Origin of the sequence: Sphingomonas piscis (assembly GCF_011300455.1) — a bacterium.
GTDB lineage: Bacteria > Pseudomonadota > Alphaproteobacteria > Sphingomonadales > Sphingomonadaceae > Sphingomicrobium > Sphingomicrobium piscis.
This window is the reverse complement of sequence record NZ_CP049869.1, coordinates 904,036-921,674: the sequence shown is the minus strand read 5'-3', so window position 1 is coordinate 921,674 and position 17,639 is coordinate 904,036. Positions and strand designations below refer to the sequence as shown.

General features: G+C 63.6%; 18 protein-coding genes. 1 reads left to right on the top strand and 17 read right to left on the bottom strand.

Annotated elements, in window-relative coordinates:
• Positions 1–8: 8 nt before the first annotated feature.
• From G7077_RS04560 to G7077_RS04530, 7 genes are all read right to left on the bottom strand, one after another.
• Positions 9–344 (bottom strand): antibiotic biosynthesis monooxygenase family protein, encoded by a 336-nt coding sequence (locus tag G7077_RS04560; RefSeq protein WP_246167388.1) that lies wholly within the window; start codon positions 342–344, stop codon positions 9–11.
• Positions 341–1,297, bottom strand: a complete 957-nt coding sequence (locus tag G7077_RS04555; RefSeq protein WP_166412325.1) for a polyprenyl synthetase family protein — start codon at positions 1,295–1,297, stop codon at positions 341–343. The genes G7077_RS04560 and G7077_RS04555 overlap by 4 nt, the downstream gene beginning before the upstream one ends.
• A 90-nt stretch (positions 1,298–1,387) precedes the next feature.
• Complete coding sequence (locus tag G7077_RS04550; protein WP_166412324.1) at positions 1,388–2,695, bottom strand: sensor histidine kinase; 1,308 nt, start codon at positions 2,693–2,695, stop codon at positions 1,388–1,390.
• A gap of 74 nt (positions 2,696–2,769) precedes the next feature.
• Entirely contained in the window at positions 2,770–3,435 is a 666-nt protein-coding gene (locus G7077_RS04545) for a response regulator transcription factor (protein ID WP_166410676.1), read from the bottom strand.
• Positions 3,436–3,545: 110 nt separating this feature from the next.
• The gene (locus tag G7077_RS04540) at positions 3,546–3,983 is read right to left on the bottom strand and encodes a pseudoazurin (RefSeq protein WP_166410675.1); all 438 of its coding nucleotides are present in this window, start codon (positions 3,981–3,983) and stop codon (positions 3,546–3,548) included.
• Positions 3,984–4,000: 17 nt separating this feature from the next.
• Positions 4,001–5,683 (bottom strand): GMC oxidoreductase, encoded by a 1,683-nt coding sequence (locus G7077_RS04535; RefSeq protein ID WP_166410674.1) that lies wholly within the window; start codon positions 5,681–5,683, stop codon positions 4,001–4,003.
• Between the two features lie 27 nt (positions 5,684–5,710).
• The gene (locus G7077_RS04530; protein WP_166410673.1) at positions 5,711–6,214 is read right to left on the bottom strand and encodes a gluconate 2-dehydrogenase subunit 3 family protein; all 504 of its coding nucleotides are present in this window, start codon (positions 6,212–6,214) and stop codon (positions 5,711–5,713) included.
• A 169-nt stretch (positions 6,215–6,383) separates the two neighbouring features.
• On the opposite strand from G7077_RS04530, the gene G7077_RS04525 reads away from it, so the two are divergent.
• The gene (locus tag G7077_RS04525; RefSeq protein WP_166410672.1) at positions 6,384–7,139 is read left to right on the top strand and encodes a ThuA domain-containing protein; all 756 of its coding nucleotides are present in this window, start codon (positions 6,384–6,386) and stop codon (positions 7,137–7,139) included.
• Positions 7,140–7,156: 17 nt separating this feature from the next.
• Here the strand turns inward: G7077_RS04525 and G7077_RS04520 are convergent, their stop codons facing one another.
• From G7077_RS04520 to G7077_RS04475, 10 genes are all read right to left on the bottom strand, one after another.
• Positions 7,157–9,370 (bottom strand): TonB-dependent receptor, encoded by a 2,214-nt coding sequence (locus tag G7077_RS04520; RefSeq protein ID WP_166410671.1) that lies wholly within the window; start codon positions 9,368–9,370, stop codon positions 7,157–7,159.
• Between the two features lie 35 nt (positions 9,371–9,405).
• Positions 9,406–9,801, bottom strand: coding sequence for a hypothetical protein (locus G7077_RS04515; RefSeq protein ID WP_166410670.1), 396 nt, complete (start codon positions 9,799–9,801; stop codon positions 9,406–9,408).
• A 43-nt stretch (positions 9,802–9,844) separates the two neighbouring features.
• On the bottom strand, positions 9,845–10,486 hold the full coding sequence (locus tag G7077_RS04510) for a Crp/Fnr family transcriptional regulator (RefSeq protein WP_166410669.1): 642 nt from the start codon (positions 10,484–10,486) through the stop codon (positions 9,845–9,847).
• 210 nt (positions 10,487–10,696) lie between these two features.
• Positions 10,697–11,278 (bottom strand): Crp/Fnr family transcriptional regulator, encoded by a 582-nt coding sequence (locus G7077_RS04505; protein WP_246167387.1) that lies wholly within the window; start codon positions 11,276–11,278, stop codon positions 10,697–10,699.
• A gap of 345 nt (positions 11,279–11,623) precedes the next feature.
• Positions 11,624–11,878 carry a DUF6894 family protein gene (locus G7077_RS04500; RefSeq protein ID WP_166410668.1) on the bottom strand — a complete coding sequence of 85 codons (255 nt, stop codon included), beginning with the start codon at positions 11,876–11,878 and terminating at the stop codon, positions 11,624–11,626.
• 66 nt (positions 11,879–11,944) lie between these two features.
• Positions 11,945–13,261, bottom strand: coding sequence for an MFS transporter (locus tag G7077_RS04495; RefSeq protein WP_166410667.1), 1,317 nt, complete (start codon positions 13,259–13,261; stop codon positions 11,945–11,947).
• 24 nt (positions 13,262–13,285) lie between these two features.
• Complete coding sequence (locus G7077_RS04490; protein WP_166410666.1) at positions 13,286–14,335, bottom strand: sugar phosphate isomerase/epimerase family protein; 1,050 nt, start codon at positions 14,333–14,335, stop codon at positions 13,286–13,288.
• On the bottom strand, positions 14,332–15,483 hold the full coding sequence (locus tag G7077_RS04485) for a Gfo/Idh/MocA family protein (RefSeq protein ID WP_166410665.1): 1,152 nt from the start codon (positions 15,481–15,483) through the stop codon (positions 14,332–14,334). Before G7077_RS04485 ends, G7077_RS04490 begins: the two co-directional genes overlap by 4 nt.
• 9 nt (positions 15,484–15,492) lie before the next feature.
• The gene (locus tag G7077_RS04480; protein WP_166410664.1) at positions 15,493–16,413 is read right to left on the bottom strand and encodes a sugar phosphate isomerase/epimerase family protein; all 921 of its coding nucleotides are present in this window, start codon (positions 16,411–16,413) and stop codon (positions 15,493–15,495) included.
• 58 nt (positions 16,414–16,471) lie between these two features.
• Entirely contained in the window at positions 16,472–17,584 is a 1,113-nt protein-coding gene (locus tag G7077_RS04475; protein WP_166410663.1) for a Gfo/Idh/MocA family protein, read from the bottom strand.
• Positions 17,585–17,639: the final 55 nt, after the last annotated feature.

Sequence of the window (17,639 nt, the reverse complement as noted above, 5' to 3'; positions counted from 1 at the left end):
CGTTCCCGCTAGCGTGCGAAACTATAGTCGCGCTCAACCTTGGCGATACGCGTGATATAGCCTTGGTAGAAGCGAGCTCGCCCGTCCTTTTGCGCAGCGAGATGGTCCGCTTGCCGCTTCCAATTCCGGATGGACTCCAAGTCGCGCCAGTAAGAGACGGTGATTCCGACATCTTCGCGGGCGCTTTCAACGCCGAGGTAGCCCGGCTGCTCGGCAGCGAGCCGAAGCATGAGGTCCGCCGTTTCGCCATAAGCATCGCCATGGTCGGCGGTGCGGACGGACGTAAAGATCACCGCATAATAAGGCGGCTCCGGCGTTATCGCGAGCAGACCGGACGCGCTCAATAGCCCCTCGTCACCGCGAACTGAGCGGCTTCGGTCAGCGCGGCCTTGGCCTTGCCGTTGGGGAAGGTTGCAAGCGCGTCGATGGCCCGCCGCGCATAGTGGCGCGCGCGTTCGATCGTATCGTTCAATGCCGAGGTCGCCTTGACCAGCCCTATGGCGCGGGCGAGATCCTCGTCCGTGACGGCGGCGCCCGAAATGGCGCTGCGCCAGAAGGCCCGATCGTCCTCGCTGCCGCGCGCATAGGCCAGGATCACCGGCAGGGTCATCTTACCATCGCGGAAGTCGTCGCCGACGCCCTTGCCCATCGTCTGCTCGTCCGATGCATAATCGATGACGTCATCGACCAGCTGGAAGGCGATGCCGAGGTTGCGGCCATAAGCTTCCAGCGCCAGCTCCGCTTTCTCGCCAGCCTCCGCCACTACCGGTGCGATATGGCAAGCGGCGGCGAACAAGGCAGCGGTCTTGGCGCCGATGATCCGCAGGTACTGCTCCTCATCGGTCTCGATCTGCCGCTGGGCAGTCAATTGTTCGACCTCGCCTTCTGCGATGACGGCGGAAGCGTGGCTGAGGATCTTCAGCACCTTGAGGCTGCCATCCTCAACCATCAGCTCGAAGGCGCGGCTGAACAGGAAATCGCCGACCAGCACGCTGGCGGGATTGCCCCAGATGATGTTGGCGGTGCGCTTGCCGCGACGAAGCCCGGAGCCGTCGACGACATCGTCGTGAAGCAGGGTCGCCGTGTGGATGAACTCGACCGCAGCGGCCAGCTTATGGTGGCGCGTTCCGGGATAATCGAGCAGCGCCGCGCAGGCGAGCGTCAGCATCGGCCGCATGCGCTTGCCGCCTCCGGCGATCAGGTGCCCGGCGAGTTCGGGGATCAGTCCCACCTTGGACTGCATGCGGTCGAGGATCACCGCGTTGACGCCGTTCATGTCCTCGGCGACGAGCTGCATCAGCGGCTCGAGTGAGGGTGGGCGGTCGGGGCGAAGCGGGATGACGGCGGCGGTCACGGTTGCCCCACTAGCGGGGAGAGGCCGTTTTTCCTAGCCCGCCGGCAGGCTTAGCCGGGCTAGCAGCCCGCCAAGATCCTCGCTTTCCTCCAGCGCAATCCGCCCACCATAAATTTCGGCGACGTCGCGAACGATCGCGAGCCCAAGTCCGGTCCCAGGCTTTTCCGTGTCGAGACGCGCGCCGCGAGCGAAGATGGCTTCGCGCTCGGCCTCCGGAATGCCGCGGCCGTCATCCTCGACAACCACATCGACCCATCCGGCCCGCGCCTCGACCGTCACGAACACGCGCCCGCCGCCATATTTAGCGGCATTTTCGATGAGGTTGCCGATCATCTCGTCGAGATCCTGGCGTTCGACCCGGACCTCTGCTTGCTTGTCGCCTGCGATGTCGACCGTGACCGCTTCGTACAGCCGGTCGACGGCGCGCTCTACCGCCTCGACGCTGTCCCACACACGGGCGCGCGCCTGCACCGACGAGCGGCGGCCGATTGCTCTGGCACGGGCGAGATGGTGGTCGACCTGCCGCCGCATGACCTGCGCCTCACGGCAAACGGTGTCTACCAGGTCGGGCGAATTGGCGGTCGCCGCATTGGTGAGAACCGTGAGGGGCGTCTTCAGGGCGTGGGCAAGGTTGCCGGCATGGCGGCGTGCCTCTTCGGCTTGCGCCTCGCTGTGGGCAAGAAGCTGATTGATCTCCTCGGTCAATGGCCGGATCTCGCCCGGGAAATTTTCGCCAATGCGCGTCTTCTCGCCGGACCGGATCATCGCCACCTCGCGGCGCACGCGCCGCAGCGGCCACAATCCGTAGAAGGTCTGCAGTGCTGCAAGAATGATCAGCCCCGCGCCCAGCACGGCGAAGCTCCAGAACAAGGTGGTGCGGAGCTGCTTGATCTGGTCGTCCAGCACTTCGCGCGATTGAGCGACTTGAAAGCGCCAGCGAACCTTTGAACCGGGGATGATCGCATCGCGCTCGGCAATTCGCAGCAGCTCCTGCGCGCCAAACTCGCTGCTGTTGTAGACGTGCGGCTCGGTGTCGTTGTGCTGCCCCGAATAACGAAGCTGGCGATCCCACAGCGAACGGGAAGGAAAGGTTTCCGCGCCTTGGCCGCTGATCTGAAAATATTTGCCGGAGTACGGCTCAACGAAGCGCTGGTCGGCCGGCGGGCGATTGAACGTCACTTCGCCATCGGGGCCGATCTCCGACGCGGAGATTAGGGCGTTGAGTTCCAGCTGAAGCTGCTCGTCGAAACTGTGCAGCAAGGTTCGCGTCAGCACCCGGTCAAGCGCGAAACCACCCGCGAACAACAGCAGGATGATCCACAGCGCCGCGACCACGATCATACGCCGGGTCAGCGAACGGGAACGCGCCCCTTTCGGCTGCTTGGGCGCCGCCACCGTCGAGGCGGCGGGGTCGTTCAAGCGCCCGGATCCTCAAGGCTGTAACCCAGCCCGCGAATCGTGGTGATGACGTCGGCGCCGAGCTTCTTGCGGATGCGTGTTACGAACACTTCGATGGTGTTGGAGTCCCGATCGAAGTCCTGATCGTAGATATGCTCGATCAGCTCGGTGCGGCTGACGACCTTGCCCTTGTGGTGGAGAAGGTAGGACAGGAGCTTATATTCCTGCGCCGTCAGCTTCACCGGCTCGCCGCCCTTGGTGACCTTGCCCGAGCGTGTGTCGAGGCGGATGTCACCGGCGATCAGCTCGCTCGACGCATTGCCGGATGCGCGGCGGATCAGCGCGCGGAGGCGGGCGATCAATTCCTCGGTCTGGAAAGGCTTGGCGAGATAATCGTCGGCACCGGCATCGAGCCCGGCCACCTTGTCCGACCAGCTGTCGCGCGCCGTCAGCACCAGCACCGGCATCCGCCGGCCTTCCTTGCGCCAGCGGTCGAGCACCGTCAGCCCGTCGATCTCGGGCAAGCCGAGGTCGAGGATGACGGCGTCGTAATTCTCGGTGGACCCCAGATAGTGGCCGTCCTCGCCATCGGTGGCGAGATCGACCGCATAGCCGGCGCCCTCCAGCGTCGAGCGCAGCTGGCGGCCGAGATTGGGTTCGTCTTCGACGATCAGTACACGCATATCAGTCCCAGGCTCCTAGCCGTTCGCTTCCAAAACCCGCGGATAAAGCATCGGTTGCGGAATGGAAACGAACGGGGCTGGATGCTGCCTGAACGAAGGCGTGGCGGCGCTTACTTCGCTTGTGCAAGCAGCGCGGTCATACGCTTTTTGCCGAGGCCAGGAAGCTTGGCTGCGGCGGCGGTCGCCGAGCCCTTGTTGACCGGCTTGCCGACCTGCACCAGGCCGACCATGCCCATGCCGGTGTGCGGCAGACATTTGTAGCCGTAGAGGCCTTCTTTGGAGAAGGTGACGACGATCTCTTCGTTGATCTTGCCCTTGAAGCCTGGTCCCGGGGTCATGCCCGCGACGATCTCCGCGTTGTGGCCCTTCTGGGTTGCGAGGAATTTCACGCTGTCGCCCGGCGCCACCTTCAGAAAGGCGGGTTCGAACACCATCAGGCCGCTTGCGCCATTGTTCAGCATCTTGACCTGATGCTGCTTGGCGGATGCTGGAACCGCGACAAGCGCGATGGCGGACGCTGCAAGGGCAGCACGAAACGCAAACGTCATAGATACTCTCCGTCGAACTAGATGCGGCCTTCCTTCAGGAATTCCGCTGCATAATGAGCCCCCCGAGCGGACATCGCCATGTAGGTAAGCGATGGATTCTGGCACCCGCCCGAAGCCATTGCTGAACCATCGGTGATGAACAGGTTCGGAACGTCGTGGGCCTGGTTATACTTGTTGAGCACCGACTTGGTCGGGTCCTTGCCCATGTGCGCCGTGCCCATTTCGTGAATACCGAGGCCCAGCCCGCCGTAGTAAGTGGCGACACCGATGTTGGTGGCACCGGCCGACTCCAGCATCTCGCGTGCGTCCTTGCCGATCTGGTCCAGCATCGCTCTCTCGTTCGGACCTACGCCGCAATCGATATTGACGATCGGCATGCCCCACTGATCGACGTTGCTCTGGTGAATGGTAACGCGGTTTTCCTTGCGTGGGAGCATTTCGCCGAAACCGGTGAGACGCACCTGCCAGGGTCCCGGCTTGCGCATGTTGTTCTTCAGCTCCGCACCCACGCCCGGCGCGTTGACGCCGCGCCGCCAATTGTCGCGGTAGATGCCGCCCTGGTAGCCGAAGCCTCGAACGAAGCTTTCCGCCTTCTCCGTCACGTTGCGATAACGCGGAATGTAGAAGCCGTTGGGACGGCGGCCGTGATGGTAGCGATCCTCGAAGCCCGGATAGGTGCCACCCGCGCCGAGGCTGATGTGGTCCATCAGATAACGGCCGACCGCGTCGGAGCGGTTTGCAAGACCGTTCGGGAAAGCTTCGGACTTGGAGTTCAGGAGAATCTGCGCCGTCGGAATGGTCGAGGCGTTGAGGAAGATGACCTTGGCTTCGTAGGTCCGGCCTTCCCTGGTCTTTGCATCGATGACCCGGACGCCCGTCGCCTTCTTGGTCTTCGGATCGTAGACGACGCTGTGGACGATCGCATCGGTGACGATGGTCAGGTTGCCGGTCCGCTCCGCCGCCGGCAGCGTGGCGCTGAGGCTGGAGAAATAAGCGCCGAACGAGCAGCCACGCTCGCAAAGGGCGCGGTACTGGCAGGTCGAGCGGCCCAGTTCCTCCTGCTCAGGCGTGACCGCCGTCAGGTGAGCGGCGCGGCCCATGATCATCTTACGGGTCGGCCACTTGGCCTCGAGCTTCTTCTTGAAATCTACTTCGGTGCCAGTGAAGGCCATAGCGGGCAGGAATTCGCCATCAGGGAGCTGCGGCAGGCCGTCCTTCGAGCCCGAAATGCCGGCGAACTTCTCGACATGATCGTACCAGGGCTTCAGATCCTCGTAGCGGATCGGCCAGTCGTTGCCATGGCCGTCCTTGGCGTTGGATTCAAAGTCCATCGGCGACATGCGGTAGGACTGGCGCCCCCACATGATCGATCGGCCGCCGAGGTGATAGCCGCGGATCCACAGGAACGGCTTGTCGGCCGGATAGGTATAGGGGTGGTCGCTGTCCTTGACCCAGAAATCCTGGTTCGCGGTGCTGAATGCGTAGCAGCGCTTCTGGACGAAATAGTCCTTGTCGGCCTCGTCCTCCGGCACCATGCCATAATTCTCGAGCTCCCACGGCTGCAGCCCGTCCTTATAATCGGAACCATGCTCGACGTGGCGGCCGCGCTCGATCACGAGCGTCTTGAGGCCTTTTTCGGTGAGCTCCTTGGCCACCCAGCCGCCGCTCATGCCCGACCCGACTACGATTGCATCAAACATTGCTGATCATCCCCGCCCAGAGTTTCGTTAAGCTGCCCACGTGCGGGTATCCGGCGTGACCTCGATCCAGGGTTCCCACTTGCCGGGGATCAGCTCGTAGCGGAGCTCCTTCGTGGCCCCCGGTTCGGAGAGGTAATAGAGGGTCATCGTCAGGTCCTTGAACCGGCGATAATTCTGGTCACCCGCCTGCAGCTTGTCGGCATCAAATTTCCGGATGAGTTCCAGGCGCTCGGCCGGCTTCAGTTTCATCAGGCCCATGCCGCCGATCTCGTCGATCACGCTCACATATTGCGCCCGGTGTTCGGCATTGGCCCAGTTGCGCATCATGGCGTCAAAGGCTTGCGGGACCCCGGCATCCTTCGCGCCCGGCGTATCCGTCCGCGGAATGATGATGTCGACTGTCTCCGCCATCACGGCATTTTGCGCGGGCGAAAAGAAGCGCGCGGGCTTCTTCGACTTCGATTGGGCGAGGGCGGCCGCCGGACTCGTCGCCGCCAGGGTGCCGCCGACAAGCAGCACCGCATTGCGCATCAATTCGCGCCGGTCCAGCGACGAGAAATCACCTGGTTGAAGCACGCACCCTCTCCTTGGGCCTGTTATTTGCCACCGGCATAGTCACGTCCCAAAAACCTGTCTAGACAAGCTGTTGAGATTCATAACGTTAGCCAAACGGCAACAAATATCCTGGGGAGACAAGGGGATGCTGAAATCGGGTTGGGCTCGGACGATCGTGCTGAGCGTGGCGGCAGCGGTCATGGCGAGTGCGCCGGCGCAGGCCGCGCGCAAGCAGGTGCTGATCTTTTCGAAGACGACCGGCTACCGTCATGCGTCGATCGAGGCCGGCGTTGCGGCGCTGAAGCAGCTGGGGACCCGCGAAAAGATCGACATGACGGCGACGGAGGACGACAGCGTCTTCACCGATGCCTCGCTCAAGAAGTATGACGCGATCATCCTGCTCAGCAACACCACGGATCCCAAAAAGCCCGAAAGCGAGTGGTTCCAGGGTGACAAGCGCACCGCCTTCGTGAACTTCGTCCAACGTGGCGGCGGCATTCTCGGCATCCATGCCGCGACCGACTCCCATTATCATTGGCCCTGGTACCAGAAGATGATCGGCGGCCATTTCGCGCGCCACCCGCAGGGGACGCCGACCGGCACGATCCATGTCGAGGCGAAGGATCACCCCTCGACGGCGCGGATGCCGACCAGCATCACCCGCGCCGACGAATGGTATTATTTCGACGACTATAATCCGACCATGAAGCTGCTGGTCACGGTCGACCCGCAGTCGATCGGTCAGACGGACGTCAATCCCAATCCGGTGTCCTGGGCCCACACCTACGAAGGCGGCCGGGTCTTCTACACCGCCATGGGCCACACGAACGAGTCCTACAGCGAACCCAACTTCCTCAACCACGTGGCCGGCGGCCTGAAGTGGGTGCTCAAGACCAAGTGAGGTGATGGGCCGGCGGCTCAGAACCTCCAGCCCACCTCCGCCGTCAGCGTCCGCCCCGGGAAGGGATGGAACAGGAAGTAGCGCTTGTCGGTGAAATTCTCCGCGCCGACCGCGAACTGAAGGTTGCGGGGAAGCTTCACCACCGCCCGCGCGTCCAGCACCAGATAGGGCTCGAAACCTTGATAGGTGTGGGCGACCACGTCGCTGTTGTCTATCGTCCCATAGGAACGGCTGGCGTAGCGTCCGGCGAGCGTGAATGATGCCGCGTTCGTGGCGCGCCAGGTTCCGACCAGGGTTGCCTTGCGGCGCGGCACTTGCGGGATGTTCTTGCCCTCCGCGGCCCTGAACGCAGGGTCGGACACGATCGTCGGATCGGTTAAGGTGAAGCTGCCCGAGACGTCGAACCGAGGCAGCAGATCGCGCCGTTCGAACGATGCTTCCAGCCCATTGGTGCGCGTCTTCCCGACATTCTGGACATAGTTGAACAATTGCGTCGACCCGGGCAGCGGCGCGCTCTGCGACAACAGGGCATCGCGCACTACTTCTCGGAACAGCGAGAGCCGGATGTGCCCACCATTGCTCCGGTGCTCGACCGCCAGTTCGGCGGAGTTCGCCTTTTCCGGCCGGAGGTTCGGGTTGGGAACGGTGATCGTCGGCCCGGTCGCAATCGCCTGATACAGTTCGCTGACCGTAGGAAAGCGAATGGCGCGTGCGGCCGACAGCGTCGCGGACCAGCCTCTTGTCCCTTGCCACCGAAGCGAAGCCTTGGGCGAGAGCCCGCTGGAGATCACTTCCGGCTGCTCGACCGCCAGCACCGGGGCCATGCTGAAGTTGCGTCCGCCATACGCCTTCCACCATTCGTAGCGCGCACCGATGGTTGCCATCAGGCTCGGCGCGAGGCTCCATTGGTCTTCGGCCCAGATCGCGAAGGTCCGGGTGTGCCCCCTGGACAATTGGGTGAGCGCGCCGCGCTCGCCGGACTTCCAGTCGGCCGTCGCGAACCGAGCATTCTTCAGCGTGAAGCCGTCATAGTGCGCGCCGACATGCACCTGATGGGCACCGGTCGCGTGCGCGTAACCGTGAAGGTCCAGGGTTCGCCAGCCGGTGCCGTTCATCCGCACGACCGACCCCGCTCCATTGGTGCCGATTGCTGCCGCCGAGCCAACAATGCGCTGCTCGCTTTTGCCATAATCGTAGATCGACCCTGTCAACGACCAAAAGAAGCCCGGCGCGGCCTGCTCGATGCTGGCGGAATGCATCCAATGCCGCTCATCGAAGCGGTAGACCTGGTTGGAGAATGCCGTGGCCGGGATCGAGATGTTGCGACCGCCAATGTTCACAACGCCCGAGAGTACGTCATTGCCGCCGGCGTCCGTCAGATAGGTCCGCGCGTGGGAGTTCGTGTCGTTGAGGAACACGGCGGACTGCCAACGGACCTTGAAGCCGCTCGCCAGGTCCAGCGCCATCTTGGCCTTAAAATTATCCTGCCGCTGGCGCTCGAACCCACCGGCGCCGATAACGAAGATCGGCGATCCGGTGCGGCTCAGACGATCAAAGGCACCGGTGACCGCACGGCCTGGAGTCGCACTCGTCGGCGATTGGGCGACGGTGATATAGGCGAGCGGCTGGCTTTTACTGTCGACATGGTTGGCCGACAGGAACCACGACAACGGGCCAGCCTTGTCGCCGACCGTCCCCGCAATTTGGTAAGCAGGGTAATTCCCGTCCGTGCCATATTGGTCGAAGTGCTGGCGGTTGCCGGCGACGGTGACACTGCCCTGCAAATGGCCGGGCATGCGGGTGCTGATCTCGACCACTCCGCCGATCGCATTGCCGGGGTAGCGCGCCGAAAAGGGCCCGTAGAGCACGTCGACGCGGTCGATCTCTTCGGGCGACACCATCCCCCAGCGCGGCGAGGCGAAGCTGTTGTTGTTACCGATCAAGGCCGACAGCAGCACGCCGTCCGAATAGATCAGGCTGCGGGCACTGGCGCCGACGCCGGAGGTGCGGGTCGCGAGCGGCGCTTGCGTGTCGCCGATGTGGCGCTTTCTGACGAGCAGGCTGGGGAAGTAGCGGAGCGCATCTTCCGTGTTGCGGACATTGGTCGTCTGCCGAAGCTCTTCGGCAGTCTTGCTTTCAGTGGTGTTGGGCGCCTGATGAGCGTCCTCACGGGAGCCGACGACGACGATCGCCGGTTCCTGCGCCGTCATGGGCGCATGAATCATCTGCATATTTGGTCACCTGATTAAGTCGCGAATGGTGCGGATCAGGCGAGGGCTGGCGGTCCCGTGGAGGGTGGAGGAAGGGCCGGCGGACCGGTCGGCAGGTTGGCCGCGCCCCGAGGGGCGGGAACCGGTACCGTCCGCACGGACAGGAAAGGCGTTGTGGGCACCGCAAGGTCCGGCAGCATCGCGCTTGCCAGCAGCGGCGCGAAAACACAGTCGGCGCTCTTGCCGTGTTCCTTGCTGCTGTCGTGGTTCTTGCCATGGTCATCATGCCCGCCGTGGCCGTGTTTGGCTGCAGGCGCCGGCGCTGCCGCGATGCAGGGCACGATGTTGAACCCACCTTCGGGGGCGGGCATCCAGCCCGTGGGCACCATCAGGCGCACGGTCAGCGCGAACAGGATCGCGGCGAAGGCGAATCTGGCTGGCTGGCCGCGCATCGGATCGCTCATAAGCGCGGCGAGAGCCGTCCGCTAGGACGGATCAGCCCGCGTGGTGAAGGTAGCGATCGTTGAAGTCGCCGATGTCGGCCAGCTTCTTCCAGTCCAGGATCGTCAGCTTGCTTGACGACAGGTTGATCAGCCCGTCTCTGCGCAGCATCTGCAAAGTCCGGTTGGTGTGGACGGGCGTCAGGCCAGTCGCGTCGGCGATCTGTTCCTGAGTCAGCGGGAAGTCGCAGACGGGGCTGTCCATCAGGCCGGAGGCCTTCAGCCGCGCCATCAGCTCGCACAGAAGGTGGGCGATACGGCCGCGCGCGTCCCGCCGGCCAAGGTTCACGACCCACTCCCGGAACACCGATGCATCCACCAGCGTGTCGAGCCACGCCGCGCGCCGGATGTTCGGGTTGGCCGCGAACAGGTCGGTCAGCGCCGCCTTCGGCACCACCGCGACTTCCGAACGGCCGAGGCTCTGCACGCTGTCGTCGGCAACATCGAACAGGATGTTCTGAAGATCGACGAACTCGCCGGGAATGTGCAGGGAGATGATCTGCCGGGCGCCGTTGCTCACCAGCTTCTGCCGGAAAGCGAAACCGCGCAGGATCAGGTTGCAGTTGTTAGGGGGTTCGCCTTCCCGGACGATGTAGGTATCGCGCTCGAAGATGCGGCGCGTGCTCGGCAGGGCCATGATGGCCTGCTTGTCTTCGTTGGTCAGTTGGACTGCGCGACCCCACCTTTGAAGCAGCGGTGTCAGCAAGGAGGGTTCGCTCAACGGGGCACTCATCGCGTACTAGTGATGCGCTGGACTAACTTGCCTCGCGTGAGGGTTCCTTCACCAATGTTAAGCGCCAGGAACTGTTCCAGTAAACAGTGATAATTTTTGGCGAAAAGCTGCCCTTTAGGCCAGTGCCGGCTCGCCATCCTGAAGGTGCAGATACTGGCTGTTGAAGTCGCCGAAGTCGGCAAGCTTGCGCCAGTCGCCGATAGTGATCGACCGCGGGCTTATGCGTTCGATCAATCCTTCGGCCTCAAGATATTTGATGCTGCGGTTGACGTGGACAGGCGTCAAGCCGGTCGCATCGGCAAGCTGCTCCTGCGTCAGCGGCATCTCGTAATTGTCCTGATCGCCAAGGCCGGCGACCTTCAGGCGCAGCGATAATTCGCAAAGCAGGTGCGCAATGCGGGTCTTTGCGTCGCGGCGGCCGATGTTGGCGACCCATTCCCGGTGAATGGAGGCGTCCACCAGCGTATCGATCCACATCGCCTTGCCAACCGCCGGCCGTTCGAAGGCGAGCTGCTCGATCTTTGAACGCGCGATCAACGCGACATCCCCGCGCGACAGCATCTGGACGCTATGGTCGGACGTGCGCAGCAACGTGTTCTGCAGGTCGACCGCTTCGCCCCTCATGTGGATGGACAGGATTTGCCGATGGCCGCCGCCGACGATTTTATGGCGGATCGCGAAGCCCGAAAGGATCACACAGGCGTTCTCCGCCCGGTCATGCTCCCGGATGATGTAATTGCCCGGTTCGCAGCGCCGGACCGTGTGCGGAAGATCAAGGATAGCCTTTGCGATCTTCGGGCGACAGCGGCTGCCAGTAGCCCAGCTTCCTCAGCAGCGGCTGCAGGCTAGGTTCGGAAGGAGTCCTGGGGGGCGTCAACTATAGTCTCCCGCGACATGATTGGGGGCGGGAGCGCGCAGCCTCTCTCAGTCGCCAGAGCCCGGTTATCTGCCTGGCGATGTCCCTTCCTTATCAGAAGCGAGACATGGCGTCATTTAACTGTTTGAAGTTGCTCGGCTTATCACAGGTGTACGAAGAGGGTCCTAATCTATGTGTTCATCACGTGAGGTAACATCGACGGCTTCGGCAAACCGCATCACCAAAACCACGGTGCCGCCTTCATCGCGGACCTGGATGAAATGATCGAGGTTTAGGTGACCCGAAAGCACGCTTTCGGTCATCATCTCTCGTGCTTCCGCGACCGCGGCCGTCCGAACCTCATCGAGGCCGGCAAGCTCCCGACCTTCCTCGTCGCGGACATCGACATCGTTCTTCAGGTCGAAAAAATAACGGGCCATGGCTGCTTTAATGCGCGAGCCATGGCCGAGTTACCGAGAATTATCCTAGTTTAATGGTCGCGATCGTCAGAGCGGTGTTCCGATCGACGTCCCGTCGTCGTTTCCGCGCTTCCGCCGTTCTACCAGCCAGACGGCGCCGAAGATGAAGAACAGGATCACGGGAATTACGGCAATGGCCTGGAAGCTCTGCTCCGCAGCATAAGCGAGCACCCGCTGCATTTCCGGTCCTGCTTGAAGAGACGCGAACGCCGCATCGCCGCCGGCCGCTTCCAGCTTGGCCCGGTCGTAGATCGCTCCGAGCTGCGGCAGCACGAAGTAGATGGCGAGCGCGCCAGCGAAGCCGAGCAAGCCGATACCCCAGGAGCCCGAGCGCGGGTAGCGCCGCGACACGGCGGCGAGCATCGTCGGCCACATAAAGCAGACGCCGAATGCCCAGACCGTCGCCGCCACCAGCGCCGTGACCGGCGAGTTTGCCTGGCTCAGCATGTAGAGGCCGATCGCTGCGGGAACGGTGCACATCAGCAGCAGGCCCATGTCAGAAAAACGGTGGGCAAGCGCGCCCGCGAAGTGCCGCATGACGAACATGATGGCAGACACGTAGACCAGCACTAGGATGCCCGACATGCCGACCGTGTTGCTGAGGCTGACATCGACCCATGCGCCCGGTGCAAGCTCGCTCGAGGCCACCAGAAACATGATGAAAAAGAACACCCAGAAGCCCGGGCGCTTGAACGGTTCGGCCATCATGTCGCCGAAGCTGACGCCCGCGACGGTGCTTTCCGTGACGGGGAAGGTGTGACGCGACGCCCAGACCGCAAGCGCAACCGCCGGCACGATGCACAAGCCGACGAGCGCCTGCCACGGCAGGTTCAGCGACTTGAAGAACAATACCGAGAGGAGACCGCCGACGATCAGGCCGGCCGGCCACCAGGCGTGCAGCGCATTGAGCTTGCCGGTCTTTTCCTCTGAGTACGCGCTGGCGATGACTGGGTTGATCGACGCCTCCGTCGCTCCCCAGCCAAAGCCCCAGATCACCATGGCGACGTTGAGCAGGAGCACCACCGACGACCCCGAAGAGCCGGCCAGAAGCACCAGCGCCGGCCCGACGATGAAGCAGGCGGCGGCGAACAGAACGATGCGCTTCGCGCCGATGCGGTCGAGCAGGGGACTGATCACCAGCAGGCTGATCGCGAAGCCGAGGAAGGAATTGCCGAGCACGGTGCCGATCATCTCGCCCGAATGCTGGGCGTCGATCGGATCGAGCAGGGCCGCCTTCATCGCGCCTGCCGCGCCGGCACGAACCGAGTTGGCGAATGCGGCGATGAACAGTGCCAGCACGCAGATCCAGTAGATCGTGCGGCGGTTATCGTACTGCCGGTCCATGAGTGTCCCCTCCCTATCTTGCTGTTATTGAGCGAGCCCGAGGACGCGCTTGATTTTTTCATGGTCTAGACCGGCGCCGGCGAAATCGTCGAATGCTTTCTCGGCCTTGCGGATCATGTGCGCCTCGATGAACGGCGCGCCTTCTGCGGCACCCTGCTCGGGATGCTTCAGCGCGCATTCCCACTCCAGCACTGCCCAGCCTTCGTAGCCGTACTGCGTGAACTTGGAGAAGATGCCGCCGAAGTCGATCTCACCGTCGCCGAGCGAACGGAAGCGGCCGGGCCGCTCCTGCCAGCCCGAATAGCTGCCGTAGACGCCAGCTTTGCCCGATGGGCGGAACTCCGCGTCCTTGACGTGGAAGCATTTGATCCGCTCGTGGTAGAAATCGATGAACTGCAGGTAGTCGAGCTGCTGCAGCACGAAATGGCTCGGATCGTAGAGGATGTTGGCACGCGGGTGATTGCCGACCGACTCCAGGAAGCGCTCAAAGGTGACGCCGTCGTGCAGATCCTCGCCGGGATGAAGCTCGTAAGCCGCATCGACGCCATTCTCCTCAAACACATCGAGGATCGGTGTCCAGCGGCGAGCAAGCTCGGCAAAGCCTTCGTCGACCAGGCCGGCCGGACGCTGAGGCCACGGGTAGACTGTGTGCCAAAGGAGGGCACCGGAGAAGGTCGCATGGGCGTTGAGGTCAAGGCGACGGCTGGCGCGCGCGGCCATCTTGACCTGATCGATCGCCCACTCTGTCCGCTCCTTGGGCTTGCCCTGCACTTCGGGCGCCGCAAAGGCATCGAACAATTCGTCATAAGCCGGGTGAACGGCAACCAGCTGTCCCTGAAGGTGGGTCGACAGTTCCGTCACCTCGACTCCGGCCTCACGGCAGATGCCTTGCACCTCGTCGCAATAATCCTGGCTCTCCGCGGCCTTTTTCAGGTCGAACAGACGCCCGTCCCATGTCGGGATCTGGATGCCCTTGTAGCCGAGCTCGGCCGCCCACTTGGCCATGCTCGGCAAGCTGTTGAACGGCTCCTGATCGCCCGCAAACTGGGCGAGGAAGATGGCGGGACCCTTCATGCTGTAACTCCGTCGATGTCGACCCACGCCGCGCCCTGGGCGCTGCTGTCGTGGGCGGCCTGGATGAACTTCATGCCGCGCATCGCGTCGGCAAGGTCGGTGAAGGCGGGGTGGGCGAGCGTCTCGCCGCGCACGGCCTTGGCAAAGTCGTGGTAGATGTTGGCGAAGGCTTCGAGATAGCCTTCCGGATGGCCCGACGGCGTGCGGGTGACGATCATCGCCGGTTCGCCCAGATATTTTCGGTCGACGCCCGGCGTCCAGGTCTGCTCCGGCTGCCCACGCGGGTTCACGCGCAGGTGGTTGGGATGCTCCTGGTCCCAGTGGAAACCTGCATCCTCGCACCAGATCGAGATGGCCAAGCCGTTGGCATCCCCGGTGCAGACCTGGCTCGCCACCAGGGTGCCGCGTCCGCCGCCATGGAGGTGGAACATCGCCATTCCGTCGTCGTCGAGCTGGCGGCCCTCGACCGCAGCCCGCAGTTCGGCGGCGAGCTTTGTCACCGTCTCTCCGGTCATGAACTCGACGAGGTTGAAGGCGTGGGTACCAATGTCTCCGAAGGCGCCGGCAAGACCTGAGCGCTTGGGATCGGTGCGCCATTCGGCCTGCTTGCCGACGCCGTCCTCCGCCTTGGCGAGCCAGCCTTGGGTGTATTTCACGGCGACGCGGCGCACCGCACCATATTTGCCGCCGGTGATCAGCTCCCGCGCCTGACGTGCCATCGGATAAGCGTTGTAGGTGTGGGTAACGCCCAGCATGCCGCCGGTACGCTGCGCTGCAGCCTCAATGTCGAACGCAGCCTGCAACGTGTCGGTCAGCGGCTTGTCGCAAAGCACCGGAAAGCCGGCTTCAAGCGCCGCGATCGCCGCCGGCGCATGGACGTGGTTGGGCGTGACGATGGCGATAAATTCCGCGCCGTCGGGACGGGCCTTTTCGCCCGCGATCAGGTCGGCGATGCTGGTGTAGCTGCGATCCGGCGCAAGGCCGATCGCCTCGCCCGAACGGCGCGCCCGCTCGGGATCGCTGCTGAGCGCGCCTGCGACCAACTGGCAATTGCCGGCGATGGCTGCCGCGGTGCGGTGGACCGGGCCGATGAACGCGCCTTCGCCGCCGCCGATCATGGCGTACCGAATAGGATCCTTCACAAGCATGCGGGTACCTTAAATGCTGATGCTGCGCAGGTAGGCCAGGCTCTTGGCCGCCGCCTGCAAGGGCGGCTCCGTGAACGGGTCTTCCTGCTCGTAGAAATAGCTGTGGATCGGCGAGCCACGAACGGCGCGGAACACGGCCGGCCAGTCGATCGTGCCCTGACCAAGTACGGTGCTGCTCGGGTCGGCGACCATCTTGCCGGGCGCCCGCTCGCTAGTCTTAATGTCCTTGATGTGCAGCAGGTGGATGCGCGGCGCGTGGCGGGCGATGATGGTGAGGGGATCCCACCCGGCCGAGGCAACCCAGCCGATGTCGAGTTCCAGCACCACATTGGCCGGGTCGGTCAGGCGCACGATCTCGTCGAGCGGTGTGCGGCCGAGTTCGCCGACCAGCTCGGCATTGTGATTGTGGTAGCCGAACCGCATGCCCATCTCCCGGGCGCGGGCGCCGATGCGGTTCATCGCCTCGGCGTTGGACTGCCAGTCGGCCGGCGTCATCGCCTCAGCCACCGCGACCGGCCACGGCTTGCTAAGGTCGAGCGCCGTGCGCGGGGCAGGCGACGAGGCGACCACGTAGGGAACGCCAACGTCGCGGGCGAAGGCGAGCTTGCCTTCGGCGTCGTCGATCAGATCCTTGAGGCCGTAGTGCGCCGAGGTCATCGTCAGGCCGGCATCGTCCAGCGACTTGCGGAACTGGGCCGGCGTGCGACCATGCCAACCGGCGCCCTCGACCCGCTTGAACCCGATGGTACGAAGGGCCCGCAACGTGCCGTCGAGGTCCTTTGCGACCTCTTCCTTGACCGTCCACAACTGAATGCCCGGCGGGATGCGTCCACTTCCGCCTGCCGGCGCCGTCATGCAGCCGGGCAGCAATGCTCCCGCCGACAGCAGCCCCGCACCAGCCAAAAGACGCCGGCGGCTCAAATCAACCATGTTTCCCTCTCCCAAGGCTTTTCACCTTGTTAGCGAAGCTTTTGCCCGCGGCAAGCGCTCACAGGCGAATGGTGCGGCCTTCCTTCATGGAGCGATAGATCGCCTCCATGACCCTGAGGTCGCGAAGACCCTCTTCACCGTTCACGATCGGCTCCCTGTTGGTGAGGACGCATTGGGAAAGGTGATCGAGCTGAGCGGCGAATTGGTTGGCGCCCGGCCCGGCGGGCGGATCGACCTCCCGTTCGTCGCTTCCGATCCGCACCCGCATCTTCTGCCCGCCGTAGCTGGTGGCCGGATCGAGATCGATCCAGCCCTTGTCTCCGGAAAGCCGGAGATGATTGTGGTTGCTGTTGTAGGAGGAGAATCCCTGGCCGATCAGACCCGAGGGGAAGAGGAAGTTGAAGGCGATCCGGTCCTCGCAATCGCGGAAGCGGACGTCGCGTCGGTCGGTGAACTCGGTCGAGGACACCGACACCGGCTCCTCGCCCGCCATGTAGCGCAGCGCCTGGACGCTGTAGATGCCGATATCCATCAACGACCCGCCGCCCGACAATGCACGCTTCAACCGCCACTGGGTCGGGTCGCCGATTGTGAAGCCATGTTCGGATTCGATGAGGCCCGGCTTGCCGACGGCGCGGCTCCGGGCCAGCCTGATCGCTTCGATATTGTGCGGCTGAAAGCGGCTTCGATAGCCGATCATCAGCTTACGGTTTGCCTGTCGGCAGGCGGCGATCATCTGCTGACATTCGGCCGAGCTCACCGCCATGGGCTTTTCGCACATCACATGCTTGCCGGCTCGGGCCGCGCGCACCGTATATTCGGCATGCATGCTGTTGGGCAGGATGATGTAGACGATGTCGACGTCCGGGTTAGACCGGATGCTGTCGAAGTTGGCGTAGCTGTAGCGGTTGCGTCCGGGGATGCCGTATTCCTCGCCATATTGCTCAAGCTTGGACGGCGTGCCGCTGACAAGCGCCGTGAGCCGTGAGAAACGACAATCCTTGAAGCGCGGCATGATCTGGCGCGTCGCATAACTGCCCAGCCCAACAATGGCATAGCCGAGCTTGCGTCCGCCGCCCGGCGGAACCTGCGCAGATCCGCAGGCAGCGGCGGTCAGGCCGATCGCTCCAAGCCCCGCCAAAGTGGTCCGACGGTCGATCTCCTCGGTCATGCATCCCTCCTGTTTTCCCTGGGAATGCGCTGCCGCGCGAACTCGCGCAAGCCCG